The following is a 25,193-nucleotide window of genomic DNA, read 5'->3' on the forward strand; positions in this document are numbered from 1 at the left end:
TTATCCCTCCTTGGTGTTGGCTTCCCGTCCTTCACGTTCTTCCGACTGTTCTTCTTCCCGCGTCCCCAACCGCATCCGATCCAGCAGCAGCGCCAGGATGATGCCGACCAGCAGCCCGTTGCCGAGCAGCGGACGCAATAGCGGCGGCAGCGAAGCGAAATACGACGAAGGCATCCCCATCAAAATAATGCCGACAAACAGCGGAGCCGCCGTCCGGTACAGATTGGCCGGATCCATCCGGATCTGGCCGAAATACTGCAGCGACGAACCGAGCAGCCGCAAATAAGTAACGAGCAGCACGGCGCTGCCGATACTCAGCGGAAGGGTCGTCAAGACCCCGCTCACCGCCGGAATCAGCCCGATGACGGCAAACAGCAGCCCGCCGAGCACAAACGGAAGTCTGTTCCGAATTCGGGTCTGCAGCAAAAATCCCACGGACGAGACATACGGCGCATACGGCACCAAACCCAGAAGGCCCGAAAACACCGCCAAAATCCCGCTGATCGTAAACGAGCGCCGATACTGCCCGCTGCCTGCTTCTTGTTCGTAAATCTCATCCGTGCCTTTTAACGCGCCGAACGTATTCGACGCATTGATCAGTCCCGCAATAACCGCAATCGCGATCACGCCCACGTCCAGCCCGGCGCTCGGCTGCCCAAGCGGAAACCATCCCCACTCCAGATTCTCCGCAGCCTGCGCCTGCGGACCGAACAGAAGTCTATGCAGCGCCCAACCGCCAAGAATGCCGATCAACAGCGCATACTGCGCAATCGCCGGCCTTGCTCTAACCGACAGCACCGCCACAAGCAGCGCGACAGCCGCCGCCAGACCGAAAATGCCGGGCCGGATCAGTGCCGAATCCGGGGCAGCTCCCGCCGAAATCCCCAGCATGCCTTCGAGAAAAATCGTGTTCAACCGGCAGCCGAGCAAGAACATAAACACCGCCATCACGCCCGGCGTGAACAGGCGCGACAGCGGCGCCGCCAGTCCGCACACGCCGATCAGAATGGTCAGCACGCCGGAGACGAGAATCCCGACCGCCAGGCTTCCGCCCAACTGCGGCAGCGTGATACCGAGCGACGGCGCCGCGGCGCACAGGCTCAAGATCACGCCCCACCACAGCCCCGACTGCCCTTCCATAATCGATCTCCGATGCCCGAGCCAGGCCTGCACCGCGCAGGCCAGCCCCGTCAGCACGAACGAACATTGGATCAGAAATTGAATGTTCCCCTGCGGCAGCCCGAACGCCGCACCCACCGTGATCGGAATAACCACCGTATTCGTAAACAGGAAAAACAACCACTGCAGTCCCGCCAGCCCCGACCGCAGCGCGATTTGATGCCGCATGTTTCACCTTCCGTCCTTCTTTTGCTTGTTTTACGCAAAAGGATTCCGGAGAATTCCGGAATCCTTGGTTGTCGAGAAAGTCCTATTCGTGTGAAAAGCTTGTTGGCTGCGAGAGAAATTCGTTTCGGTCGCGTGTTGCAATCGGGAAAAGGATTGGATTTTAGCGGAATTTCCCCGATTACAAAGGCGAACGCTAAGCTTATGCTTCCGAAGTGCCTTTCTTCGAAAGGCTTGAGCACCTACACTGAATTTCTCTCTCCGCGTTTTCGCTTCGACACTGAATCGAACTTCTTTTAACAACCACGATCCCAAAAATCCGCAATCCTTTTGCTTTTTTATATTTCTTTATATCTGTTTTTGCTCTTAACTTTTTTTGGATTTTGCTCTTGCCCTTTTCCCTTACCCAACTCCAAGCGCGAATTCCCCCGCAGCCCCGCTCCTCGCCTTCCCTATTTCCTACTAGACGACCACCGACGCCGCCACTCCCTCATAGACGTCCAACGCCTCCTGCACACCGCGTCCGATCGTAATCGGCGCTCGGTGCCGGATCAATACGGCTTCCAGCGCTGCCAGTACGAACAGTACATTCTCCTGCCGGCAGCTGTAGCCCATCGTGCCGATCCGCCAGATCTGGCCGTGCAGCGGACCGAACGAGCTGGCGATCTCGATACCGAATTGGTTCAGCAGCATGCCGCGTACCGATTCGCCGTCGACGCCTTCGGGAATACGGATGCACGTGACGACCGGAAGCTTCCACGCCACGTCGTTGAACAGCGTCAGGCCCATACCGCGCAGACCGGCCATCAGCGCCTGTTCATGCAGACGGTGGCGTTCGAACCGCTCTTCCAGTCCTTCTTCCAAAATAAGGCGCAGCCCTTCGCGCAGCGCGTACAGCATCGATGTCGCTTCCGTATGATGGTTCAGGCGGCGCGGGCCCCAATAATCCTGCAGCTGGCTGAGATCGAAATAATTGCTGCGGATCGGATGCGCCACTTCCCGGCGGTCGCCGGCTTGGGCAACGCCCCGTTCGACTCTTTTGCGGCTGTTCAGAATCCGTTCCACGCGCTCGTTGTACGTCACCGGCGCCATACCGGACGGGACGGAGATGCACTTCTGCGTGCCGCCGATAACGGCGTCCAGCTGCCATTCGTCCACTTTGACCGCTACTCCGCCGATCGAAGCCACGGCGTCGACCACGGTCAGCACGCCGAGTTCGCGGCAGGCCGGACCGATCGCGTCCAGCGGCTGCATACAGCCCGTCGACGTTTCCCCGTGCACGACAGCGAGGATCTTCGGCTGAACGCGCTTCACTTCGTCGATGATGGCCTGCTGATCGAAGACTTCGCCCCACGCGCATTCCATCAGATGGACTTCCGCGCCGCTGCGCTCGGCAATCTCGGTTAGCAGATGGCCGAAGCGGCCGAAGATCGGAACCAGCACTTTATCGCCCGGTTCGATGAGACTGCACAGGACCGCTTCGATCCCGGAACGGGAAGTTCCGTCGACCGGGAACGCCCATTGATTCTTCGTCTGGAACGTCTGCCGCAGCATCTCCATCGTCTCGTTCATCATTTGCGTAAAAGCCGGATCGAACTGTCCAAGAATCGGTGTCGTCATCGCCCGCAGTACTCTCGGATCGGCTTCCACCGGTCCGGGCGTCATGATCGTTCTCAAAGGGGCTTGAATTTCGCGGTATGTGGTCATGTATCGTCGTCCTCCTCGATTATCGTTCAATAAGCCAGCTTGTACAGCAGATCGATCAGCAGCTTCACGCCGCGTTCCAGATCTTCGGTCTCCGTAAACTCGGCAGGCGAATGGCTGAGGCCTCCGCGGCTCGGTACGAACAACAGCGCGGTCGGACAAAAGGTGCCGAACACCTGCGAATCGTGGCCCGCTCCGCTGGTCATCCGGCGGTACGCCATATTCTGCTGCCGCAAAATAGATTCCGCCGCCGCTCCCAGCTCCGCGTCCATCGCAACCGGCTCTTCATCCATCCACTTGCGAATCGCAACACTCGTTCCCTGCGCTGCGGCGATTGTCTCGAATTCTTTGAAGCACTCTTCGCAAAAAGCGCGGATCGTCTCGCTGTCTTCGTGGCGTACGTCCAGGCTGAACGTCACTTCCCTGGCGATCACGTTGCCGACATTGGGCTTGACGTCCATCCGGCCAACGGTGGCCACCAACCCCGTTTGGTCCGCGTTTGCCCGCTTCATCAGCACGCCGATCAGTTCGGCAGCGGTAGACATGGCATCCCGGCGCCAGCGCATCGGCGTTGTGCCCGCATGGTTGCTCTCGCCGGTTACCGTGATATCATAGCGGCGCTGGCCCACGATATGGCTGACGATGCCGATCGATTGTCCTTCGCGTTCCAGAATCTGGCCCTGCTCGATATGCAGTTCGATAAAGCATTCCAGATCGCCGCGTTTCGGTTCGGGGTGCAGGCCGTATCCGAAACCGGCTTCGCGCATCGCTTCTTCGAACGGCACGCCGTTTGCGTCCACGATTCCGGCCGCGTCTTCCCTTTTTTTCACGCCGGTGATGTGGCCCGAACCCCAGTAGGTCATCGGGAAGCGGCTTCCTTCTTCTTCGCACAGCGAGACGACTTCGATCGGCTTGAGCGGCGCTCCGTGATGCGCAAGCAGATGTTCCGCCGCGATCAGTGCGGCGACGATCCCGTAAGCGCCGTCGTATTTGCCGCCGCCCGTTACCGTATCGACATGCGAACCGGTCAGCACCACGCGCGCTTCGGGATCCCGGCCGGCCATCCGGCCGAACAGATTCCCTGCGTCATCGTAACGCGGCAGCAGCCCGATCTCTTCCATTTTCGCTTCGATCGCACGCTGTGCGGAGCGCCAGGCCGGGTCGTACAGCAGACGGGTGACTCCTTCTTCCCGGCCTCCGCCATGCTCAGCCAACCAATCGATCAATTCTTCGATCTGCTCGGATAAGGCGGACGGCTTCGGTTGTTCAATCATCAATGCAATTCCCCCCATTCCGGCAGTTCAAGCTTTTCAACCGGTGTTAGTTTAATTAACTTGGCAAAGCCATTTCATCCATTGTAGAATAAAACAACGCCGAAAGCATTCACGGAAGTGTAGAAGAATTAGCGATTTTATTGGACATGTTAACCAAAGGGGCACGAAATCATGAAATTGGATGACCTGTTGAAGCTGCCCGTATTTGACGGAACTGCCATCGCTGCGGGAGCAAAAGGCGTGAATCGGGAAGTGTTGACCGTAAATATGATGGACGCTCCCGATATCATTCCCTATTTGAAAAGAAACGAACTGCTCATTACCACCGCTTTTCATTTCAAAGACGATCTGCCTTCCCTGCTCGAACTAATCCGGGAAATGGGCCGTCAGGAATGCGCCGCACTCGGCATCAAAAGCAAGCGGTACCTCGGCAGTATTCCGGAAACGGCGGCGAAGCTTGCGGACGAACTGCATCTGCCGCTGCTGGAGCTTCCGCCCGAGCCTTCGCTTGGCGATATCGTCAACAAGTCGCTGAGCCATATCCTCGATGTGCGGACAACGGAACTGCATAACGCCATGCAGACGCACCGGCAGTTCACCCAGCAGATCATGAGCGGACAAGGGATCCCCAAACTGCTGGACCAGCTGTCCGCTCTGCTTCACCTGCCCGTTCTGCTGCTCGGCCCCTATCTTCAGCCCCTGTTCGGCCGTTTCCCGCACGTGTCCACCGCCGGCAGACTGGAAGCACTGCTCGCCGGAGGAAGCCGGTTCCACACGGCGCCTTCGATTTACTCCGCGTTTTCCCTGCTCGACGGCGGCCGCGAGACGCTGACGCTGTTCCCGGTCTATACGCATAAGCAGCTGCATTATTTGTGTATCGCCGGTACGCTCCCCCCTTCCGACCGTTCGGGTATCCTCACCATCGAGCAGGCGACCAACGTCATCGCGTTCGAACTCATGAAAGACAATGCGCTCAAACAGAACCGCCGCCGCATCCAGAACGAATTTTTTGCCAACTTTATCGGAGGATCGTTCTCGGGCAGCGAAGAAATTGCCAGCCGCGGACGGGAGTTCGGACTGTCCGGCGACCAGCGTTACATCTGCGCAGTCGGCAAACTCGGCGGCACGGACAAAACCACTTCGTTCGTCCAATACAAAGCCGAGCAGGACCGGATCGCCGAACATCTCGAAGCCGAGCTGGTTCACTTTCCCCATTCGGTTCATCTGTTTATCCATGACCGCGCCTATGTGCTGCTGATGCCGCTTGCCGAAGAATGGAAAATGGTCGAGCCGTCTTTTGTCGCCCTGCTCGAACGGCTGCAGCAGCGGATCGCGGCGCATGACGCTTCGGAGCTGTCGTTCGGCTTCAGCAGCTACGCCCAGCCGCTTGTACATGTTCCCGTCTCCTACAAAGAAGCGAACGAAGCGCTGTATTTCGGAGGCATGGCCGGCAAGTCCAAGTTCATCGAACTGTACCAGCCCAAAGAAGTTCCCGAAATTCTGCGCATGATCCCGTACGAACACCTGTACAAATTTTATGCCGACACGATGCAGGGCTTCACCGACGAGACGCTCAAAGACCATCAGATGCTGCTGCAGACGCTGTCCGTTTATCTGGAGACGCACTGCCAGCTCGCCGAGACGGCCAAACGGCTGTACATCCATCGCAATACGGTCATCTACCGACTGGAAAAATGCGAGGAGATTATCGGCCGCAGCCTGAAAGATCCGGAAGAAACGCTGCGACTGCGCATGGCATTCCGGATCAAGGCGCTGCTGCCGGAAAGCGGACTGTCGGAGAAATAAAGACCTCTCCAAGATGGAAAGCGGTATACGCAAAAAGATCGTTCGCCCAGTTAACGGGAAAACGATCTTTTTTGTACGCGGACTGCCGTGATTCTTTTATTTCAAAACTTCGCCTTCCCTCTCTCCCTGCATCAACTTGTTCGCAAGCTCCAGCGCCTGCTGCCAATTCTGCGCCGGAGCGGTGACCATCGTGCCCGATTCGCTGCTCCATCCCTGTCCGCCGCCGCTCTCGTCGAACACGTTGATCGATACCTGCCGCATATCCGAATCCGTATACAAACTGCCGTACGTGACCGTGTGCAGGCCCTCGTCGTCAAAATAATCGTATACGATCAGACGGTCGACAGCGCTGCCGCCGAGTCCGACTTCGACTTTTTTGCGCTCCGCAGGCACTTCCGGCACTTCGCCTTCGATGTCGATCGTACCAACGAAGCGCGGAACGCCGCGCCAACTGCGCCAAATGTCGCCTTCGATGTTGACCCGCACAAGCTGGGTTTCCTCGGTCAGTTCTTCGCCCAAGCGGTATTTGACACCCTGCACATCCAGATCGACCGATCTCGGCCCATAGACCCATAGCAACGCCCCGGTGACGGCCCCGACGATCAGTAAGGCGAGCAGTATGTTTCTTGGTTTCATGACTCCCAATAAACCTCCGTTTCTCCGATGCGTATTTCTATGCCCGGCTCGGCGCGAAAACGAATCAGGCGCTCCGTCTCGATCAACGCTTCGTCATTCGCCGGTTCGACCGCGGCCGGCAGATGGCGGCGGGGCATGCGGCGTATATTGAGCTTCTGCATAAATTCACTCCCGAATCGTTAGTCTTCTTGTTAAGGTCCTGGCGTCGGCCAGTGAAAACCGCCCAGCCCGTAAGCGGAACGGACCGTACACTCATACGCATCCGCGTCGAAATAAAACGGACCGAGGTCGGGCAGGGGCGTCACTGTCTCCGGTGCATCCCCGGCGCTTTGCAGTCCGAAGTCGTGCCAGACGAACTGCGAATCCCGGCGTTCGATCCGCAGCGACACCGTTCCGCAGCCGAGATCCCCGCACGCCGGACATAGATACAGCGCACGCCGGCCGTCGGGAAAATCGGCGTTTTCGAGCAGCAGCAGTTTCCCGATCTGCTCGCGCTGGAACGTCTCCGGCCCGAATCCGAGGCAGCCGATATCGTCCATATGCGGATACTGCCGCAGCACCTCGTCGTACAACCGTTTCCCGTCGATCCGGAAATCCCCGTACTCGAACGTACAAGGGAAGCCGGTCCGCTGCTGCTTGTGCACGCTCAATACCGATACTTGAGACATTGACACTCCTCCTTCGGAAATCCTTTTTATAAAAAGACGGCTGCCCAACCTAAATAGTTACGCTTTTGTCGTATAACTCGCCAACCGTTCAAAAAAACCTTCAACTATGTTTTAATAGAGAGAGATACAAGTCAGGGAAATTCGACGGTTAAGGAGTGTATACATATATGGAAGTTTCACGCTTTCTGCTGTCCAAAGACAAAGTCAAGTATATCCCCTCTTCCGCCACGATGATGGAAGCGATGGATCTGCTGGAAGAAAATCATTACTCCGCAGTCCCGATCATCGACGAGCAGGGCCGCTACGTCGGCACGCTGTCCGAAGGCGATCTGCTGTGGAAGCTCAAGCACACGTTCAATTTCGACCTGTCGACGATGGCCGAAGTGCCGCTGAGCAGCATCAAGCTGTATCGGCATAACGAATCGGTTGTCATCGACGCGGATATGGAAGACATGCTCACGCTCGCGGCCGATCAGAACTTCGTTCCGGTCACCGACCACGAAGGCATCTTCCTCGGCATTATCCGGCGCCGGGACATTATCAATTATTACAACGACGGGATCATGGACTAGTCCCTTGACCCAGATAAAAGCAAGGTTACGCACCAAAAAAAGCTTTCCGAACCGTCTGCCGAGGCAGATGGACGGAAAGCTTTTTTTGAGGATATCGATAGAGAAAATGTCGATTCATTCACTGGACCAATCGCGATTTGCTCAGCGCCCGCTTGGCCGCAGCTTCGTGCACGTACCGCGTCAGCTCCGCCGACTGCTCGTAGCGCAGGAACGGAGTCATAATATAGACACCGCCGAAGTATTCCAGAATAGCATCGATCAGCGAACGCGAGATCGCCATGCCTTCTTGCATCGCGGCTTCCTTGTCGTGTTCGTGCCGCTGCATCCGTTCGAGGATCTCGTCCGTCAGACGGATACCCGGCACTTCGTTATGCAGGAAAGCCGCATTCTGCGCACTGATCAGCGGCATGACGCCGATGAAGATCTGCTGCTTCAAATGCTTGGTCGCATGGTACAATTCCTCGATTCGGCGCTCGTCGTAGACCGGCTGGGTCATGAAATAATCCGCGCCGGCCGCAATCTTCTTCTCCAGACGCTGCACGCTTTTATCCAGATGGCGCCCGTTGGGGTCAAAAGCGGCGCCGACGGAGAAGTTGGCCCGAAGACCCAGCGAACGGCCCGACGGCAGACGGCCTTCGTTGAACTGTTTGCACAGCTTGATCAGATCGAACGAGTTGTAATCGTAGACCGAAGTCGCGCCCGGCACGTCGCCGACCTTGGACGGATCGCCGGTAATCGCGATCATCTGGTTGATACCGGAAGCGGCAAGCCCCATCAGATGCGACTGCAGACCAATCATGTTCCGGTCACGGCAGGCGACGTGGACAAGCGGCTTGACCCCGTATTTCTCCTTGACGACCGAAGCGAGCGATTCATTGGCGATCCGCGGGCTGGCCAGCGAGTTGTCGGCCATGGTCAGCGCGTCGATCCCCGCTTCCTTGAGCGCCTGCACACCTTTGAAGAATCCTTCCGTCCGCAGGGTGCGCGGCGGGTCGAGTTCGACAATGACCGAATGGTCTTTGGCGGCAGCGGCTGTGTGGAACGGAATCTCGGCAGGCGGACCGCCTTCCGAACCGGCCAGCTCTTCGGCTTTATCCCGGACTTCGATCCGGCCGAACGGAACGGGCTCGGCATCGTCAGCCCGTTCCGTCGTCTTCTCGGTAATCGGAGCCGCGCCTTTGACCGCTTCCACCATCGCCGCGACATGCTCCGGCGTGGTCCCGCAGCAGCCGCCGATCAAGCGGACGCCTTCTCCGCGCAGTTCCAGTGCGCTGCGGCCGAAGTAATCGGCTCCCGAACGATAGCGCAGACGCCCTTCGTTATACTCCGGCAGACCCGCATTCGGGTAGGCCGACAGAAACGCATGCTTGGGAAGCGGGACCTGCTTGAGGTAACGGGTCATATGGAATGGACCGAGCCGGCAGTTGAGACCGACGACATCCGCACCGAGTCCTTCGAGAATCGCAAACATCTCGGTCAGCGTGCTGCCGTCCTGCAGAAACCCCGAATCCTGGGTCGATACCTGTGCGACGATCGGCAGATCGGTCTTCTGCCGTGCCAGCGCAAGCGTGGCCCGCAGTTCTTCCGGATCGTAGAACGTCTCGAGCAGCAGCCCGTCCACGCCTTCGCTGAGCAAAGACTCGATCTGGCGTTCGTTGCTGCGTTTGATCTCGCCAAGCGTCACTTCTCCCGGCTTCGTGCTTCGAATGCCGCCGATCGTACCCAGCACATAAGCGCCGGTTCCTTCCGCGGCCGAGCGGGCCAACCGGGCTCCCGCCCGGTTGATCGCTTCCAGCTCGTATTCCAGATTATAACGCTTCAGCTTGTGGTCGTTCGCCGCATACGTATTGGTCTGGATCACTTCGGCGCCTGCGCCGAGATACGCCTGGTGGATCTGGCGTACCTGCTCGGGCCGTGTCAGGTTCAGCTCTTCGAAACAGCGGTCGATGCCGTTCAAGTACAGCAGCGTGCCCATCGCGCCGTCGGCGACGAGGACTCTTGTTCGCAGTTCGTCGAGCAGGCCCATTAGATGCTGCCGCCGGCTGCTCCGGCGCCTCCTGCTGCTCCGGCCTTCGCGAACTGTTCACGCAGAGCGACCGCGGAAGCGACCATCGTTTTCAGGGAAGGAATGACCTCTTCTTCGCGGCGAGTCTTGAGGCCGCAGTCCGGGTTGATCCAGAACTGGGCCGGATCGAGCACTTCCAGCGCACGCTGTGCGATCGATTCGATCTCGGACTGCTCCGGCAGACGCGGGCTGTGGATATCGAATACGCCAAGGCCGATGCCTTTGTCGTAAGTGCCGTCTTCGAATGCGGTCACCAGGTCGCCGTGGCTGCGTGCCGCTTCGATCGAGATCACATCGGCATCGAGATCGGAGATCGCCTGAATGATATCGCCGAATTCCGCATAGCACATATGGGTATGGATCTGCGTCTCGTCCTGTACGCTTGTCGTCGAAGCGCGGAATGCATACACCGCATCGTCGAGGTACGACTGCCAATCTTCCGGTTTGAGCGGAAGTCCTTCGCGCAGGGCAGGCTCGTCGACTTGGATCATGCCGATACCCGCTTCTTCCAGCGCGCTTACTTCGGAGCGGAGCGCCAGCGCGATCTGGTTCTGTACGACGGAGCGCGGCAGATCGTCACGCACGAACGACCAGTTGTAGATGGTGATCGGGCCTGTCAGCATGCCTTTGACCGGCTTGTCGGTCAGCGATTGGGCATACGCACTTTCCGTCACGGTCATCGGGCTGAGCAGCTTCACGTCTCCGTACAGGATCGGCGGCTTCACGCAGCGCGAACCGTACGACTGTACCCAGGCGAAGCCCGAAGTCGTGAATCCGGCCAGCTGCTCGCCGAAATACTCGACCATGTCGTTGCGTTCGAACTCGCCGTGCACCAGCACGTCGATACCGATTTCTTCCTGAATCCGGATCCAGCGTTCCGTTTCGGCATGCAGGAATTCCACGTACTGCTCTTCGTTCCACTCGCCTTTTTTCCATTTGCTGCGGGCTTGGCGAACTTCCGTCGTCTGCGGCAGACTGCCGATGGTGGTTGTCGGCAGCAGCGGCAGCGGCCAATGCTTCGCCTGTACATCGCGGCGTACCGCATAAGGAGACAGTCTCTCCGGGCGGCGTGCGTCCAGCTTGCCCAGTGCGTCGCGGACCGATTCGTCATTGCGTTCCGGAGAAGCGTTCAGCGCGGCAACGGCATTGACGCTCTCAGCGATTTCGGCACTTACCGCTTCGGCACCTTCGTTCAGCGCTTTGACCAATACGGCGATTTCCGTCAGTTTCTCGTCGGCGAAGCTCAGGCCGTCGCGGATCTTGCTCTCGAGTGCCTGTTCGCTGCGTGTCGTAACCGGTACATGCAGCAGGCTCGACGAAGGCTGCACGAACAATTCTTTCGGCTGTGCGGCCTGCTGGATCCGTCCCAGCAGATCAAGTTTCACCTGCAGGTCCGAACGCCAGATATTGCGGCCGTCGATCACGCCGGCACCGAGGATTTTGTCCTGCGGGAAACCGTGCTGCTCGAGAGCGGCAAGGTTGCGTCCCCGGTCATGCACGAAGTCGAGACCGATCGCCTGGACCGGCAGCTGCACGATTTCTTCGTAGCGCGATACCGATTCGAAGTATGTCTGCAGCAGGATGTTCAGTTCCGGCGCCGCGGCGCGGAAAGCGGCATAGACTTTGTTGAGCCGGGCGATATCTTCGTCGCTTGTCTCCAGTACGAGAATCGGCTCGTCGATCTGTACCCATGCGGCTCCGGCTTCGCTCAGTTCTTTCAAGACTTGGGCATACAGCGGAATGAGTTGATCCAGCAGCGTGTCGAATTTGCCTTCTTCGATGCCGCGTGCAAGTTTGAGCAGCGTCAGCGGGCCTACGATGACCGGTTTGCCGTCGATCCCCAGCTCTTCCTTCGCTTCAAGGTAGAAAGCCAGCGGGCGGTTAACCGTGAGCTTCGGTGTCAGGCCTTGAAGTTCCGGTACGATATAATGGTAGTTCGTATCGAACCATTTGGTCATTGGGGAAGCAGCGAACGCTTTGGTTCCGCGGGCTACGGCGAAGTAAGCATCGAGGCCGTAAGCGCCGTTCTCGCCCGGAGCGAAAATTTTCGCTTCGGCATCCGCCGATGCGGCCGCTTCTTCGTCATGCGAGCCTGTCGCGCAGTTGCAGTTCTCATCGTGTTCAGCCGTATTGGCTCCGCCGGTAAAACGCTGCGGAATGAGGCCGAAGGTAAACGCCGTGTCGAGTACATGATCGTAGAGCGAGAAGTCGCCGACCGGAATCAGTTCCGTTTGCAGGTTGCGCTGTTTTTTCAGGTACTCCAACCGCAGTTTTTTCGTTTCGCTTTCCAGCTCGGCCGCGTCGATCTTACCGGACCAATGAGCCTCCAGCAGTTTTTTCCATTCCCGTTTCTCGCCGATTCTCGGATACCCCAAATTCGAACTTTTCGCTTGACTCATATTAATCTTCCTCTCTGTCGGTTATTGGGAGGTACCTGCCTTCCGGCGGCCCGTCCTGGACTTTGAGTATGATCATAGGTCAGCGTGCGGCGAAGTGTCAATCGGCTGCGGAAGCTGTTCAACAGGGGTTATAGGCAAATTCCATGTTCAGCCCTCGGAATTACCGATAACGGAAATAAGCCGCTTTTGGCGCCTTTGACCTGCAATCCCTTGCCCTGTAAGGTTTCTCCCACCTGATCGTCTCCCGAATCCTCCAATCCCGTTTGTCTGTCTATATCCTCAGGCTATGGCTTACTATAGCAAAGACGCATAAGCCGATTCGGGCTTTGCCCCGGCGATTCGCGCTGTCGGGCCTCCCTCTACGCTTGAAGAACCAAAAAAGACGCGCCGACAAAGAGTCTTCCTCTCTGTGTGCGCGTCCTGCCGGACTCACGGCGAAGCCGTCCGAACGGTTCCACCTTCCTTTTCGATCATCGTCACCCGGTTGCGGCCGCCGTGCTTCGAAACATACATCGCTTCGTCGGCCAATTTGTACAGCTCTTCCTCGTCCAGCCCCGGGCCGCGTCCCCATACGACACCGACCGAAGCCGTCACGATGCCCTGCTGCGGATTTTGTACATGCGCGATTTCCAGGGCTTCGATGCCTGTGCGCAGTTTTTCCGCGTAGGCCCATGCTTCTTCTTTTTCCATGCCGGGCAGCAGTACGCCGAACTCTTCGCCTCCCAGACGAAAAGCAAAATGCCGTTCTTCCGGAGAAAGTCCCTGCAGCACTTCGCCCAGGAGCCGCAGCACGCGGTCTCCTTCGTAATGCCCATAGGTATCGTTGTACTTTTTGTAATAGTCGATATCCAGCATCAGATAAGCAAGCGCTTTGCTTCCGCTGTTCGCCCGGACGATACTTTCGGCAAAAACGATATTAAAATGTCTCCGATTGTACAATCCGGTCAGCTCGTCGGTAACGGATAGCTTCTCGATCAGATTCAGTGAACGGTTCAGCTCTTCGTTATTGCGCTCAAGCTCTTCTGTCCGTTCGGCCACGATTTCCTCGAGATGGTCTTTATGCCGTTTCAGCTCCTGCTCGGCTTTTTTGCGCGCGGTAATGTCTTTGACCGTTCCCTGCACGGCCGGCTGCCCGCGATAAGACACACCGGCCACTTTATGGATCGCCATGATCATTCGTATGCCGCCGCGATGCAGCAGGGCCGATTCGTATTCCTGCGGGGCTTCCTTGCCTTCGATTCGGTTCCGGTAGTACTGTTGGACACGCTCCGTATCTCTCGGATGGATAAACGCGTCGTACCTCGCACCCAGCATTTCGTCCGTGCGGTAGCCCACCATATCAGCCAAAGCATTGTTGACATACACGAAGCGGCCGCTTTGAATCATAAAAATGCCGTCCTGCATATTGTCCACCAGCTCGCGGTATTTCGCCTCGGATTGTTCGAGTTCTTCATATAGACTGGCGTTCTCCAGCGAAAAGACCATATCCCGGGACAGCAGATTGATAATCTTCATTCGCTCCTGCGTAAAAGCGCCTGCGACCAGATTGTTCTCCAAATAGATCACGGCTACCGTCTTGTTCTGGTTGATCAGCGGCATACAAACCAGCGAGCGGGGGCGATTCATGCGGATATACGGATCATCGCTCAGCCTGCCGTCGGAGCTGGCATCATCGACAATGATCGTCTGCCGATTCTCTTCAACCGACTTCAGCAGCTTTTCCGGCAGCCGATCGTACAGCGTCGTCTCCCGCACCGTAACCGAAATCCGGTCCTGCTCCGCCACATATCGGCCTTCGACCATCATCGGACTCTGCCTCAGCAGGATACATCCCCGCTGGGCGTCTGCATTTTTGATGACAATCTCCATCAGTACCTGCAGGAGATGATCCAGTTCGATCTCTTTCGAGATTGCCTGCGAAGCGAGCAGCAGCGCGTCGAGATCGAGACTATCCGAAGAAGCGGTGAGGGTTCCCGGCCGCAAACGCTCGCTTTCGCGAAGAGGCGACAGGCGGAGACGACGCTGGTTCATCTGGCGGACTTTGCCTTCGGCTCCCCAGATTGCGTAATAATAAACCGATTTGTCGAACAGATACTGGCCGTAATCGGCATGCTGCTTGTCCAGATGAAACGCCGCGGCCAGCTCGAACCCGAGCGCTTTGTAACGGATAGGCGCACGGCGCTCGGCTTCTTCCGAAGCCAAATCGTACAGCAGGCGAGCTTCCTCGGTTCGGCCTGCCAATCGGGCCCGTTCCGCCCGGAGCAGACGCACATGCCAATCAAAATTCGCCGGATTATGCGACTGCCATCTCACAAAACGGCGGAATTCGCGACGCATCCGGGCTTGTCTTCGCCGGCGTACCCCTGCATCCGTCGAAGGAGCGGCATAAGCGCAGATCAAGAAAGCGTACAGCGAGAACTCTTCCATAAACGCCGAACCCGCCAGAGCTCCGATCACCGCTTCGGCCCGCTCCAGCGATACGGCCGCTTCTTCGTACCGACCCCAGGTGAAACGCTGCTTCATTTTGTAGAGATGATAGATGGCGATGCCCGACTGATAATCCGCTTGTTCCAACTGCTTCAGACAAGCTTCTTCATTAAAGTCCGGACCGTTGAACGACAGCGGATCGTCCAACTGCCCGGCAAGGCCGAGCCACTGCTGCTGCGCCAGACGGGCCGTTGCCAACGCTTCCTGATGCCCGGTATTTTGGATCAGCGCCAGATAGCGGCCGCTTTCTTCGATCTGGGCATTCAGGTCCAAATCGGGATGCCACAAATGAATATAAAAACAGGCGTGCGCCAAATACAGCAGATTGCCCGACCGGACACCGGAGTCGATCGCTTCCCCGAAAGCTTCCGGCAGCCGGTGCCAAGGCTCTTTCCATACTCTGGCGAACAGCGTGAACAGGACCTGCGCCGCGCTGCGCGATTGAAGATCGTCGAAGCGCTCGTTGATGCGCAGAGCCAGGCTGCCGAAATCGTAGGCGCCGCGAATATCGCCCATCCCCGACAGCAGCAGCGCATAACCGGTAAAAGCAAGCGCCGACTCGGGAGCGATCCCGTATTTCAGCGTCAATGCCGTTTTTTTCAATACGATCAAACCGAACAAAGACTGCTCGCCCGAGATAAACGCAGGCGGGAATATCCCGATCAGCAGACGCATCGCCAATTTGACCCGGATATCACTCATCTCGGCGCCGCTCTCCAGCCTGCGAATCGAAGTTCCGGCCAGCTTGAGCTTGACTGCAGCCAGCTCGGACAGCACCGAAGGCATGCCGGCACGCTCCGGCAGACGAATGTCCAGCCTTCCCAGACCCTGTCTTCCCGCGCGGATCGATTCCTGCATCAAACCCAGATAAAAGTAATAGGCGGCCTGCATCTCGTAAAGTTTCGCCGCTTCGAGCGAATCGCGGGCATGGACCAGCAGCTCGCCGCAGGCCGTATCCGCTTCTTCAACCCGTCTGCACAAATAGGCGCACTCCGCATGAAGCACAAGAACTTCGCGGGCAAGCCCGGCCTGTCGTTCCCAGCGGTCCGTACCCAGCAGTTCGAGAGCCGTTCCCGTGAAGCGCAGGGCCGTATCGTAACCGTAAGCGGATTTGGCCGAAGCCGCAGCCCGAATATTCAACCGGATCAACCGGAGCCGCTCTTCTTCGGTTTCGATCCAGAATCGGCCTTCGTTCAGATGGGCGGCCGCTTCCAGGTGCTGCTCTTCGCTGCCGGGAGGCTGCTCCTCCATCTCGCGCATCCGCATACGGCCGATCCGCAGATGCAGCCGCCCGATTTCCTCGGGTGTTCGCAGCTCGTAGGCGGCCTGCTGAATACGATCATGCCGGAAACGAAAACGTACCTGCAGCTGATCGGAGGAGCGAAGTTCTGCCGCTCCGTATATCCCGCCGGCGCAATCCGCGACGATTAGTTCTTCGCTCAGCGCTTCCTTCAAACAGCGGTCGATCAGATCGGCATCGCCGTCCGCAATCCCGGCCAGTCTCTCCCGGGTGAACCCTGCGCCAAGCACTGCCCCCAAGGCCAGAACGCCCAGCGTATCCGGTCCGAGATGCCGCAGCCGTTCCATCAGCAGTTCAAGCACATCTTCTCCGACTTCAATTTGGGCGGCACGCCAGGCATCCCATTCCCATCTTCCCTGCAGCGGAGCAAAAAAGAGAAGTCCGTCCCGATGCAGCTCCCGCAGCATTTCCCTGGCAAACAGCGCATTGCCTCGGGTCTGCTGCCGAAGCCATTCGGCCAAAGGCGCGACGCGTTCGACATCCGTATGCAGCGTATCGGCAGCCAGCGCTTCCAGTTCCCGCTTCGACAGCGGCCCGATCCGAAGCTTGGTGACGCTGCGCCTCGCACGGATACGGGTCTCCGCTTGCATCATTGCATGATTCTCTCCGATCTCGTCCGCACGATAAGCGCAGACGACGCAGAGTCCGCGCAGCTGCGGATCAAGCAGCAGACGCTCCATCAATTCAAATTCGGCGGGATCGGCCCGGTGCATATCGTCCAGAAACAGCAGCAGCGGACGTCCTCCATCGAGCAGTCCGCGCACAAATGCGGCAGCCGTCATAAAGAACCGGTTCGTATCTTCCGCCGGGCCGAGTTCGGCAGGCTCCGGCTGACTGCCGATCCAGGCTTCGAGTTCGGGAATCAGCCGCAGAATAAGTCCGCCGTTTCCGTCCAGTTCCCGGCGCAGACTTCTCGCGGTCTCCGAATCGCTCGGCATTACGCCGTCAAGTTCCGAGGCCATCTGCACGATCAATCCGCGCAGCGCCTGTACAAAAGCCGCATGCGGAACGCTGCGCTGATAGGCATCGCATTTGCCTTCGGCAAATCGTCCGTTCTCCCGCAGCACGGCGGGAAGCAGTTCGCGCACGAACGAAGTCTTGCCTGCTCCGGCTTCCCCCGACACCAGAACCAGTCTCGGCGCCGCGCCGGCAGATGCGGCAAACGCTTCTTCCGCCAGACGCAGCTCTCCGCTTCTGCCGTACAGGGAAGACGGTAGGCAAAAAAGAGCCGCCGTGTCCCGGGCTCCCGGTTCGAATTCTTCTTCGCCCGCCAAGCATCGCTGCAGATCCGACCGAATCCCGTACGCAGTCTGATAACGATCTTCGGGCGACTTGCTCATCAGCTTCATAATGATACCCGACAACGCCTTAGAAACACGCTGAGGTGCGGCTTCATGCGGCGAAACGGGAGTCTTGGCCATCAGCGAATACAGATACTCCGGAGCCGTCTCTTCGCGGTAAGGCCGAAGTCCGGCCGCCATTTCGTACAGGGTAACGCCGAGAGCGTAATAGTCGCTGCGATAATCGATCCCCCGATTGGTCCGTCCGGTCTGTTCCGGAGACATGTAAGCGAGGCTTCCTTCCGGCTGCGCTGAGTGGGGCGAAACTTCTTCGCCCGGCGCAGCCTCTTCGGACAGGCCGAAATCGATCAGCCGCAGTTCGCCGGTCACCCGGTTCCAGATCAGATTGGCCGGTTTGATGTCTTTGTGAATAACTCCCCGGGTATGGACTTCGCCCAAAATATCGACAAATTTGATCATCGTCCGAAGCAGGGCCTGTGGGTCGATCGATCCTTCGCTGCCTATTCGGTCCAGCGAAATGCCGCCGATATCTTCCATTTCCAACAGCAGCAGCCCGCCCCGTTCTTCCAGGCGAAGCGGACGGACCACGCCCCGAATCTCTTCATTTAGACGGTTCAGCAGACGGTACTCCTTTTTGAAGCGCAGCACCTCTTCCGCATCCGCGGCACCCGCGCGAAGAACCTTCAAGATGATTTTCTCACCCGATTCTCTATGTACAGCGCGATATACGGCTCTGCGGCCATATTCGGAAAAAGTTTCTATGATGTCAAAATGATCGATTGTTTTCATGTCCGATTCCACCTTTGGCCGCACGATTCTTTCTTTTTTCTAGCATATCCGATAACCTACACCGTGGGAAGATATTCATGTGCCCAAAGCCCCGGGTACGCACAAAAAAACCGGCCGCGTTTGGCGCGCGGCCGGTCCGATTCGGAAAAAGCGGCGAAACGTCCCGTTTATTGGGCGCCGTCGACAACTTCTTTCGGAATTTCAATTGCTTTGATCTCGTTGTGCTTGGAAATTGTGCTGTCCATCACCATATGCATGCTCATATTCATCTCCGTACCTTCACCCGCATCGCTGTTCATCGACATTGTCATGTCGACAACCGATTGGGTCGGATAAGAAGTTTCTTTGTTCACGGCATACGTCAACTTCATTTCTTCGATATTCATCTGATCCAGAGCGGCGGCCGACTCTTCGTCCGTGCCGGATTGACCCAGGACTTTCGAAGCCATCGATTTGATCTTGTCGCCCGACAGATTCGCCGTCAGGATATAATCGTCGCCTTCTTCGGTCACTTTCATATCTTCCGCAACCGACTTGAACTGCTCAAACGAATTTTCCAGGTTGGCTGTGCTTTCCAGCGAAGCCATCACCTGTTCACGGTTTTCTTCCGGCAGTTTCGTCCACTGGTCGTCCATGCCCGTATAGATCGCGTCTTTCGTAATGTACTGTTTGATTTCGCTTTTTGTTCCCGCGCTCTCAGTCGTGATTTGCTGATAAGCACTGATCGGATCGACAATCATATCCGTGTTCATCGATGTTTTGGAAACCGTTTCTTCGCCGTTCAGGGTGTAGCTTTGATCGACGTCGGCGACCATATTGTAGCTTTTGAGTTCTTTGCTGGCTTCCTGTGCTTTATTGAGCAGCTCTTCCGCTGTCGGAACGCCGGCTGTTTCGGCTGCAGGCGTTTCGGCTGGCGTTTCTGCCGCAGGTGTCTCCGCTGCCGGTGTTTCCGCTGCTGGCGTCTCCGCCGGAGCAGCTGCCGGTTCGGCGGCTTTTTCCTCATTGTTTCCGCATGCCGCAAGGCTCACGACGATCATGGCCGAAAAAGCGGCCGTCCAAAGTTTCTTCATTATGTACCCCTCCTGTGTCTATTTCTGTTTGTTGGTCTCTTTGGGTTATTAAACCAAAAGGCTGTTAGCAACGCAATTTTGACGATATTCGCCCAAAAACAGCCTAAAACCAAGGTTTTCTATCCTACCAATACGGCTGCCAAACGGCAACGGACATTTGAACGAATTGTGTACGCGGGACTTTTCTCATGTAAACACGGATTAAGACTCCGCTTGTGCCGGGTTTGTCCCGGTCGACTGAAATTTCAATCCAATATTGCCCGTGAAAACAAACTTCGAATCAGGACATCGTCTTCGCCATGCGCGACTCCTGCAAACGGTCCTATACTCAGCTGATTTTCCGTCATTTCATTTTCTTCGCCAAATCTGGAGAAGCTTCCGGAAGCCGGCTCAGCCGTTCCGCCAATTCTTTCGGAAGCGGTTCTTTGCGCAGATCCGACAGCGCCCGATAATTTGCGCCGTGTTCATGCAAATAACGCTCCAACAGAGCGGATTTTTCATGGCGGCCCATCAGTTCATAAGCCGCCATCCACACTTCGGGACTAGCGACGCGCAGCCCGTCGCGGATACCGTCCATCAGCGCGGGCATCCGGCAGAAGTCGGCGTTCGCGCGGACTGCAAACCCGATAATGATCTCCACCTCCGGCTCTGTTCCTTCGATTCGCAGCTTGCAGCCGCTTCCGTACAATTCGCTGGTTCCGCTATCTTTTGTCCATTTCATGCCGGCAAGCGCCGCCTGAACTTCGGCTTCCGGCGCATCGGTCATCAGATCCCAGTCACGCACATCGTCCACGAGCCCCAGACCAAGCAGCATACCGCTGCCTCCAACGACATAGTCGACTCCGGCGCGATCCAGCATGCGGGTTACGCTCTGCAGGGTCATCCGCTTTTTTTTCATGTCCATATCCACGGCAGCCCCGTCCTCCACCGTCCGCTGATGATTTTCCTGTTCTTTCGTGGGTTTGTTTGTCATCTTTTCACTCCTTCGGCGCTGCAGATTCTCCCCCGGTTATCCCCGTGAGACTTTTCTGCATTGTACCATGAAAATATTGTGGCAGAGCAAAAAGCGGCAGGAAGACGGGATGTCTTCCTGCCGCCGCTCCACCGAGCGCGATTCAGGCTTGGTCTTGCCCTGCATTGCCTTCTTGAACGACTTGGAAATCCGTCAGCAGCGACACGACTTCATCATGTTCGTCGATTCCCCAATAAGAAGCATAGAACCCGTCGCCGTAACCCGAAGCAAACATGATGACGTTCAAGCCGGCTTCTTCATCGGGTGTCAGGTTGCCCCATACGCCATCGTGTTCTTCCAACACATCGGCTACCAGGTTATCGTATAGGCTGATATACTCGTCGCCCAACTCTTCCTGAAGCCGTCCATCCAGCGCTTCAAGGGCACGGATAGCGTCTTCGTCGGCAAAGCTCCCTATTCCTGCATCGACCGGATAACCGAACAGCTCGTCTTGTTTCAGCGTGCTTTTATCCTGTCCCGGACGAACAGCTAGTTCCCAGCGTACCGGCTTATTATCGGAAAAACGCACCTCCGCCCCGGCGGTCGTTCCTTCCTGCTCGCTGTGCCAAGCATAGACCGGATAAGTGCCGGGCTTGACCTGGTATTCGAAAGCTTCCAGTGTCGAAGTCAGAGGATCGCAGGCGACCACCCGACCCGACGCAATTTTCAAAGCATCAAGCGGCTGCGGACGCAGCGATCCATTGGCAGGTTCCAGCAGGTCTTGCAGAAATTTCGACATGATATCTCTTCCTCTCTTGTTGGGAAAATGGACAGTGCCGCAGCACAAAAAGCCGGCACTGTCAGATAGAAAACGCTTTAATCATGTATACCCTCTTTGCCCGGATTTCGAACGGATCTTCGATATCCGTCTTGCAAAACTGTTGGCGAAGAGCGCAAATAGGTTCGGGCGCTCTGCCTGTACCAAGCGGAACAGAACAAAAGGATCAGCAGCAGATCGACGGCGTCTCCGCCGTAATACATCAGCTGCGCTCCTCTCTTCGCATCCTCGGGAACGACACCCGCCGGCGGATACGCATACAGGAATTTGCCCAGAATTCCGTGTGAAGCAAACGCCGCGATCATGACCGCAGCCCGAAGCGGGAAGCTTGTCCGATGCGGGGCGGGATCGACCGGAATCAGCGCAGCGGTGAACAAATAACCGGCGGCAAAGACGTGAAGATGCACCAGGGCATACAGGATCGGTGACGTATGCATGGCTGCGAACAGTCCTGTTGCGTAAAGCAGCCACAATCCTCCCATATTCAGCACGGACGCCGTAATCGGATGAGTCAAAAAGGCCGCCGCCCGGCTTCGCAGCAGCAGCGACAGCATTCGCGCCTGCCTGCGGGGCAGCGAGCGAAGCAGCAGCGCAGCCGGTGCGGACAAGACGATCAGCAGCGGACCCAGCATTCCGAGCAGCAGATGGCCGAGCATATGCAGCGTGAAATTATGATGCGAAGCTTCGGCCAGCGGACCCGCAACCGCCGCGGCCGATAAGAGAATGCCGGTGCAGCCAAGCAGGGAGCGCCGAATCGGCCAGCGCTTATATCTGCGGTTGGTGAGCACGACCGCAGTCAGATAAGCGGCGATCGGCAGGACTGCCGCAAGAAGCAGCGGAAGCATATCCGTTAGTCCGCCGGGGATTCCGAATCCCGCATCGAATCCGCTGCTTCCCGCACCATGATTGTGCATAGAGTGAACGGTTTGCAGATTGACGGTTTCTTCGAGATGATTCATGTCTTAATCCCGGTCTTTCCCGCCGGAAGCGGGAACTTCGCCGCGTGTACGAAACGTGACGATCACTCCCGCCACCAGCAGCACAACGGCGGCAGTGTTCCAGGTCCAATCGTATGCGGTCAGATCTACCCCGTAGCGGATCTGATGCAGCCCCATCAGTTTATGCTGCACGATGCCGTCGTAGAGTTGGAAGAACCCGCCGCCCAGCAGCAGGCCTCCCCACCAGCGTGCGGCAAACAGGGCACGCCTGCGGCGCAGATCGGCCAGCATGAACAGGGAAGCTACCGTAGCGAACCAGCTGAACGCGTGAAACACGCCGTCCGACACCAGTCCGACGGCGGTCGTGGATTTGTCGTAAAAATGATGCCAATGCAGCAGTTGGTGAAATACGACTTCGTCGATAAAAGCGACGCAGCCGAGTCCGAACAGGATGCCCGACCATAGGCTGCGGGAACGGGCTTTGGCGGCTTCTTGTTTGTTAGGGGCTGCCGCGGGCTCCGAAAAGGTTGTCATGGCTTATCCTCCTTGGGTCGGGATCGCTGTGTGCGACCGCCTACGTGGGCCGGCAAAAACGCCCTGACTTATGTATACCCTTTTCGGGACAGGTCGAATGCAAGCCGGCTGCTTTCGAGTCGATATCGAGGATTTGAACAAAAAAACAGCCCCGCAAAGACGTTTCCGTCCTGCACGGCTGTTTTTCACTCTAGCTATGGAAAAGGCGGTGTCTGTTCGTTCCCGCTGCTTCGGCTGTACTCGCCGAGCTCAGCGGGAATCGCTCACTGTCAGCGGCTGGCGCTCGAATTCCGCACCCGCATGCCGCAGAAATTCGCCGACAAAAGCAAGCTGTTCGCCGCTGTAAGCGCCGAGGAATACGCGGAACCGCTCTTCTTCGTTCTCCAGCAGCTGCCGATGCGTATCGAAGAGTTCGCGGCCTTCCGGCGTCAGACGGTAATAGATTTCTTTACGGTTATGGCGCATCCGTTCGCGCTTGACCAGGCCTTCGCGTACCAGACGGGTTCCGATCTTGGTTACGCCCGCGCGCGAAAGACCGATTTTCTCCGCAATGGTTGTTCCGTTGATCGGTTCATGCCGTCCGATACATTGGATCGCGTTGACGACCGTGAGGCTGCCGACCCGGCTGCCTTTTTCCTCGTCTTCGATCATGGCCCGAAGTCTGGAAGGTTCGGTTTGTCTATGACTTTCGTACCGGTGCAGGAAGTCGAGGATCTGTGCATACAATTCCCCCGGTGCCGCTTGACGGCGGTATAGGCTGGTTTCCATCGCTTTCACTCCTTGCCGATCTAATGGGATAACTGAATGTGAACTGCCGATGTGACCAATATATCTTAATTGAGAATGATAATCAACTAGAAATATAAAAAATTTTTTTGCTTGTTTACGGAAAAATAGGTTGAAAACAAAAGAAAACCGGCAGATACACGAGGTATCCGGCCGGTTCTCTATTCTCAATTGGACAAAATACGGGTTAGTCTTCGCAGCAGTTCCGCTTCTTCCTCGTCCATTCGCTTCAAGTCGCCCGACAAAGAAAGAATCTGTTCGCCCAATACCTCGATGCCGTCCGTCCCTTCCCAGTACCGGGTAAGGAAGTGCAAAAAGACGTCCACCTTGCGCAGCCGCATCAACAGAGGAACCGCTTCGATCTCCGCCGCCTCCAAAGGAGCGTGCCGGCGGAACCCGTCTCCGCACAGAGCCATCGGATCGGGCAGTCCGCGTTCCCATCGGGGCAGCCCCGACAACAGAACGGCCGCTTCCATCGCCCGGACGTCATACGTGCAGAATTCGAAATCCAGCAGCGCTTCGATTGTATCCGGCTCGCCTGTACGAATCAGCATATTCGAAGCATTCAGGTCACCGTGGACAAGCTGATGCGGCAGATGCCGAAGCTTGTCCGTCTGCTGCAGAATTTCCCGGTAGACGGCGGACAGATGTCCAAGTTCCGGTTCTACGCCGGACAGTCCGGCAGGAAGCCCGGAGCCGGAGCCAAAAGCGGCGACCCGTTCCGGCGTACAGAGCGGATAAGCCTGTTCCAGCTCATAATACGGCCGGTAAGCCGGGGTCAGCCGGGTCTCGATCCGCGACAGCGCCGCGGACAGTTCACCCGCCGCCTGCCCGAATGCGCGCAGCGGACGACGGTCTTCGTCCGCCGGGCGGGTCCCGTCGATATATCCGAACAAACAGGCGTAGCGTCCGCTTCCGTCTTCCAGTCGAACAAGGGTCGATCCGTCAAGACCTGACTGCGGAACCGGCGTCCGGAACGTCAGCCCGGCTTCCGCCAGATGCAGCAGCACTTCGTGTTCGAACAGAATCCGATCGGGTTCGCGATGGGTCTCGTAGACGCGCAGCACGTATTTGCTGCCTTCATGCTCCACAAACCGCGTCGTATTGTTCCATCCTTTTGCGCCGGCTTCCGGAATTCCCGAGTAGTTCGGCCAATACGTTCTCACCGCCTGCTCCAATATTCCCTTTGCCGTTCCTCCTGCCGTGCCCCCCATGCCAACCTCTCCCGTCGCGTTTTCTTCTTATTATAACGGGACGCGTCAGGCAAAAGGAAGACGGCGACCGAGATTCATTCGCCCTGCCGCTGCGCAGGTCCCGCCAGCTCCGAATGTGCCGGAACTGCCGTACGGATCCGCCCGGCGAAGCCGCTCGGCGCCCTCACTTCCAGACACTCTTCCGCGATTTCTTCCACATCGGCTTTGATCCGGCTCCACATCAACAGCATCCGGTCATGATGCCCCCGGCACACGTAATCGGCGCACAAGCGATCTTCCTGCCGGTCCTGCTTCACGATCTTGATCCCGCGGACGCGAAGCGAATGGCGCAGTTCGCGCATCTCCAGCCGCGCTTCTTCCCGCAGCCGGTCCATCTGCCTGAGCAGCGCCTTTTTCGTGCGCAGCGGGGAAGATTCGATCCGCTTCATATCGGCATCCAGCACTTTGATCAGGTAAGGCAGTTCGAGCATCGCCCGGATCAGGGCAAAATCTTCTTCCGTCGCTCGCATGGCCAGC

At 57.4% G+C, this 25,193-nt stretch carries 19 protein-coding genes; 2 read left to right on the forward strand and 17 right to left on the reverse strand.

From position 1 onward, the window contains the following. The 3 genes from HRQ60_RS01760 to allC all read right to left on the reverse strand — a co-directional run bounded on the left by HRQ60_RS01760 (position 1) and on the right by allC (position 4,322). Positions 1–1,347, reverse strand: coding sequence for a uracil/xanthine transporter (locus HRQ60_RS01760; RefSeq protein ID WP_172193909.1), 1,347 nt, complete (start codon positions 1,345–1,347; stop codon positions 1–3). Positions 1,348–1,806: 459 nt separating this feature from the next. Next, on the reverse strand, positions 1,807–3,051 hold the full coding sequence (locus HRQ60_RS01765) for a pyridoxal-phosphate-dependent aminotransferase family protein (RefSeq protein ID WP_172193910.1): 1,245 nt from the start codon (positions 3,049–3,051) through the stop codon (positions 1,807–1,809). Between the two features lie 26 nt (positions 3,052–3,077). Then, entirely contained in the window at positions 3,078–4,322 is a 1,245-nt protein-coding gene (gene allC, locus HRQ60_RS01770) for an allantoate deiminase (RefSeq protein WP_172193911.1), read from the reverse strand. A gap of 171 nt (positions 4,323–4,493) precedes the next feature. Here allC and HRQ60_RS01775 point away from each other — a divergent pair, with 171 nt between their 5' ends. Then, the gene (locus HRQ60_RS01775) at positions 4,494–6,128 is read left to right on the forward strand and encodes a PucR family transcriptional regulator (RefSeq protein ID WP_172193912.1); all 1,635 of its coding nucleotides are present in this window, start codon (positions 4,494–4,496) and stop codon (positions 6,126–6,128) included. Positions 6,129–6,224: 96 nt separating this feature from the next. On the opposite strand, the gene HRQ60_RS01780 is transcribed toward HRQ60_RS01775, so the two are convergent. From HRQ60_RS01780 to HRQ60_RS01790, 3 genes are read right to left on the reverse strand one after another with little or no spacing between them, the layout of a single operon-like run. Further along, entirely contained in the window at positions 6,225–6,764 is a 540-nt protein-coding gene (locus HRQ60_RS01780; RefSeq protein WP_172193913.1) for a hypothetical protein, read from the reverse strand. Beyond that, positions 6,761–6,925: a hypothetical protein gene (locus tag HRQ60_RS01785; protein WP_172193914.1), complete on the reverse strand. Its 165-nt coding sequence runs from the start codon at positions 6,923–6,925 to the stop codon at positions 6,761–6,763. Before HRQ60_RS01785 ends, HRQ60_RS01780 begins: the two co-directional genes overlap by 4 nt. Positions 6,926–6,955: 30 nt before the next feature. Continuing rightward, complete coding sequence (locus HRQ60_RS01790; RefSeq protein ID WP_172193915.1) at positions 6,956–7,432, reverse strand: hypothetical protein; 477 nt, start codon at positions 7,430–7,432, stop codon at positions 6,956–6,958. A 167-nt stretch (positions 7,433–7,599) separates the two neighbouring features. Here HRQ60_RS01790 and HRQ60_RS01795 point away from each other — a divergent pair, with 167 nt between their 5' ends. Then, entirely contained in the window at positions 7,600–8,004 is a 405-nt protein-coding gene (locus tag HRQ60_RS01795) for a CBS domain-containing protein (RefSeq protein ID WP_172193916.1), read from the forward strand. Between the two features lie 118 nt (positions 8,005–8,122). Here HRQ60_RS01795 and HRQ60_RS01800 read toward each other — a convergent pair whose 3' ends face one another. The 11 genes from HRQ60_RS01800 to HRQ60_RS01850 form a co-directional block, all read right to left on the reverse strand. Continuing rightward, positions 8,123–10,030 (reverse strand): bifunctional homocysteine S-methyltransferase/methylenetetrahydrofolate reductase, encoded by a 1,908-nt coding sequence (locus HRQ60_RS01800; RefSeq protein ID WP_172193917.1) that lies wholly within the window; start codon positions 10,028–10,030, stop codon positions 8,123–8,125. Next, positions 10,030–12,468 carry a 5-methyltetrahydropteroyltriglutamate--homocysteine S-methyltransferase gene (gene metE, locus HRQ60_RS01805; RefSeq protein ID WP_172193918.1) on the reverse strand — a complete coding sequence of 813 codons (2,439 nt, stop codon included), beginning with the start codon at positions 12,466–12,468 and terminating at the stop codon, positions 10,030–10,032. The genes HRQ60_RS01800 and metE overlap by 1 nt, the downstream gene beginning before the upstream one ends. A 429-nt stretch (positions 12,469–12,897) precedes the next feature. Further along, positions 12,898–18,345, reverse strand: coding sequence for a diguanylate cyclase (locus tag HRQ60_RS01810; RefSeq protein ID WP_172193919.1), 5,448 nt, complete (start codon positions 18,343–18,345; stop codon positions 12,898–12,900). Positions 18,346–18,512: 167 nt separating this feature from the next. Next, positions 18,513–19,415: a DUF6612 family protein gene (locus tag HRQ60_RS01815; protein WP_172193920.1), complete on the reverse strand. Its 903-nt coding sequence runs from the start codon at positions 19,413–19,415 to the stop codon at positions 18,513–18,515. Positions 19,416–19,758: 343 nt separating this feature from the next. Continuing rightward, positions 19,759–20,388: a hypothetical protein gene (locus HRQ60_RS01820; RefSeq protein WP_172193921.1), complete on the reverse strand. Its 630-nt coding sequence runs from the start codon at positions 20,386–20,388 to the stop codon at positions 19,759–19,761. Between the two features lie 142 nt (positions 20,389–20,530). Beyond that, positions 20,531–21,166, reverse strand: coding sequence for a DUF4241 domain-containing protein (locus HRQ60_RS01825; protein WP_172193922.1), 636 nt, complete (start codon positions 21,164–21,166; stop codon positions 20,531–20,533). 77 nt (positions 21,167–21,243) lie between these two features. Further along, positions 21,244–22,164, reverse strand: coding sequence for a cytochrome c oxidase assembly protein (locus HRQ60_RS01830; protein WP_246281006.1), 921 nt, complete (start codon positions 22,162–22,164; stop codon positions 21,244–21,246). Positions 22,165–22,167: 3 nt separating this feature from the next. Continuing rightward, complete coding sequence (locus tag HRQ60_RS01835; protein ID WP_172193923.1) at positions 22,168–22,677, reverse strand: DUF2243 domain-containing protein; 510 nt, start codon at positions 22,675–22,677, stop codon at positions 22,168–22,170. Positions 22,678–22,926: 249 nt separating this feature from the next. Further along, positions 22,927–23,445 carry a MarR family transcriptional regulator gene (locus HRQ60_RS01840; protein ID WP_172193924.1) on the reverse strand — a complete coding sequence of 173 codons (519 nt, stop codon included), beginning with the start codon at positions 23,443–23,445 and terminating at the stop codon, positions 22,927–22,929. A 185-nt stretch (positions 23,446–23,630) separates the two neighbouring features. Further along, positions 23,631–24,677, reverse strand: coding sequence for a phosphotransferase (locus HRQ60_RS01845; RefSeq protein WP_172193925.1), 1,047 nt, complete (start codon positions 24,675–24,677; stop codon positions 23,631–23,633). Between the two features lie 74 nt (positions 24,678–24,751). Further along, positions 24,752–25,186, reverse strand: a complete 435-nt coding sequence (locus tag HRQ60_RS01850; RefSeq protein ID WP_172193926.1) for a YhjD family protein — start codon at positions 25,184–25,186, stop codon at positions 24,752–24,754. Positions 25,187–25,193 lie beyond the last annotated feature (7 nt).

Origin of the sequence: Saccharibacillus qingshengii (assembly GCF_013185195.1) — a bacterium.
GTDB classification, from domain to species: Bacteria; Bacillota; Bacilli; order Paenibacillales; family Paenibacillaceae; genus Saccharibacillus; species Saccharibacillus qingshengii.

Excerpts from the sequence above, each read along its gene's own strand:
- HRQ60_RS01760 (WP_172193909.1), bottom strand. The coding sequence starts at position 1,347 with ATGCGGCATCAAATCGCGCTGCGGTCGGGGCTGGCGGGACTGCAGTGG.
- HRQ60_RS01765 (WP_172193910.1), bottom strand. The coding sequence starts at position 3,051 with ATGACCACATACCGCGAAATTCAAGCCCCTTTGAGAACGATCATGACG.
- allC (WP_172193911.1), bottom strand. The coding sequence starts at position 4,322 with ATGATTGAACAACCGAAGCCGTCCGCCTTATCCGAGCAGATCGAAGAA.
- HRQ60_RS01775 (WP_172193912.1), top strand. The coding sequence starts at position 4,494 with ATGAAATTGGATGACCTGTTGAAGCTGCCCGTATTTGACGGAACTGCC.
- HRQ60_RS01780 (WP_172193913.1), bottom strand. The coding sequence starts at position 6,764 with ATGAAACCAAGAAACATACTGCTCGCCTTACTGATCGTCGGGGCCGTC.
- HRQ60_RS01785 (WP_172193914.1), bottom strand. The coding sequence starts at position 6,925 with ATGCAGAAGCTCAATATACGCCGCATGCCCCGCCGCCATCTGCCGGCC.
- HRQ60_RS01790 (WP_172193915.1), bottom strand. The coding sequence starts at position 7,432 with ATGTCTCAAGTATCGGTATTGAGCGTGCACAAGCAGCAGCGGACCGGC.
- HRQ60_RS01795 (WP_172193916.1), top strand. The coding sequence starts at position 7,600 with ATGGAAGTTTCACGCTTTCTGCTGTCCAAAGACAAAGTCAAGTATATC.
- HRQ60_RS01800 (WP_172193917.1), bottom strand. The coding sequence starts at position 10,030 with ATGGGCCTGCTCGACGAACTGCGAACAAGAGTCCTCGTCGCCGACGGC.
- metE (WP_172193918.1), bottom strand. The coding sequence starts at position 12,468 with ATGAGTCAAGCGAAAAGTTCGAATTTGGGGTATCCGAGAATCGGCGAG.
- HRQ60_RS01810 (WP_172193919.1), bottom strand. The coding sequence starts at position 18,345 with ATGAAAACAATCGATCATTTTGACATCATAGAAACTTTTTCCGAATAT.
- HRQ60_RS01815 (WP_172193920.1), bottom strand. The coding sequence starts at position 19,415 with ATGAAGAAACTTTGGACGGCCGCTTTTTCGGCCATGATCGTCGTGAGC.
- HRQ60_RS01820 (WP_172193921.1), bottom strand. The coding sequence starts at position 20,388 with ATGACAAACAAACCCACGAAAGAACAGGAAAATCATCAGCGGACGGTG.
- HRQ60_RS01825 (WP_172193922.1), bottom strand. The coding sequence starts at position 21,166 with ATGTCGAAATTTCTGCAAGACCTGCTGGAACCTGCCAATGGATCGCTG.
- HRQ60_RS01830 (WP_246281006.1), bottom strand. The coding sequence starts at position 22,164 with ATGAATCATCTCGAAGAAACCGTCAATCTGCAAACCGTTCACTCTATG.
- HRQ60_RS01835 (WP_172193923.1), bottom strand. The coding sequence starts at position 22,677 with ATGACAACCTTTTCGGAGCCCGCGGCAGCCCCTAACAAACAAGAAGCC.
- HRQ60_RS01840 (WP_172193924.1), bottom strand. The coding sequence starts at position 23,445 with ATGGAAACCAGCCTATACCGCCGTCAAGCGGCACCGGGGGAATTGTAT.
- HRQ60_RS01845 (WP_172193925.1), bottom strand. The coding sequence starts at position 24,677 with ATGGGGGGCACGGCAGGAGGAACGGCAAAGGGAATATTGGAGCAGGCG.
- HRQ60_RS01850 (WP_172193926.1), bottom strand. The coding sequence starts at position 25,186 with ATGCGAGCGACGGAAGAAGATTTTGCCCTGATCCGGGCGATGCTCGAA.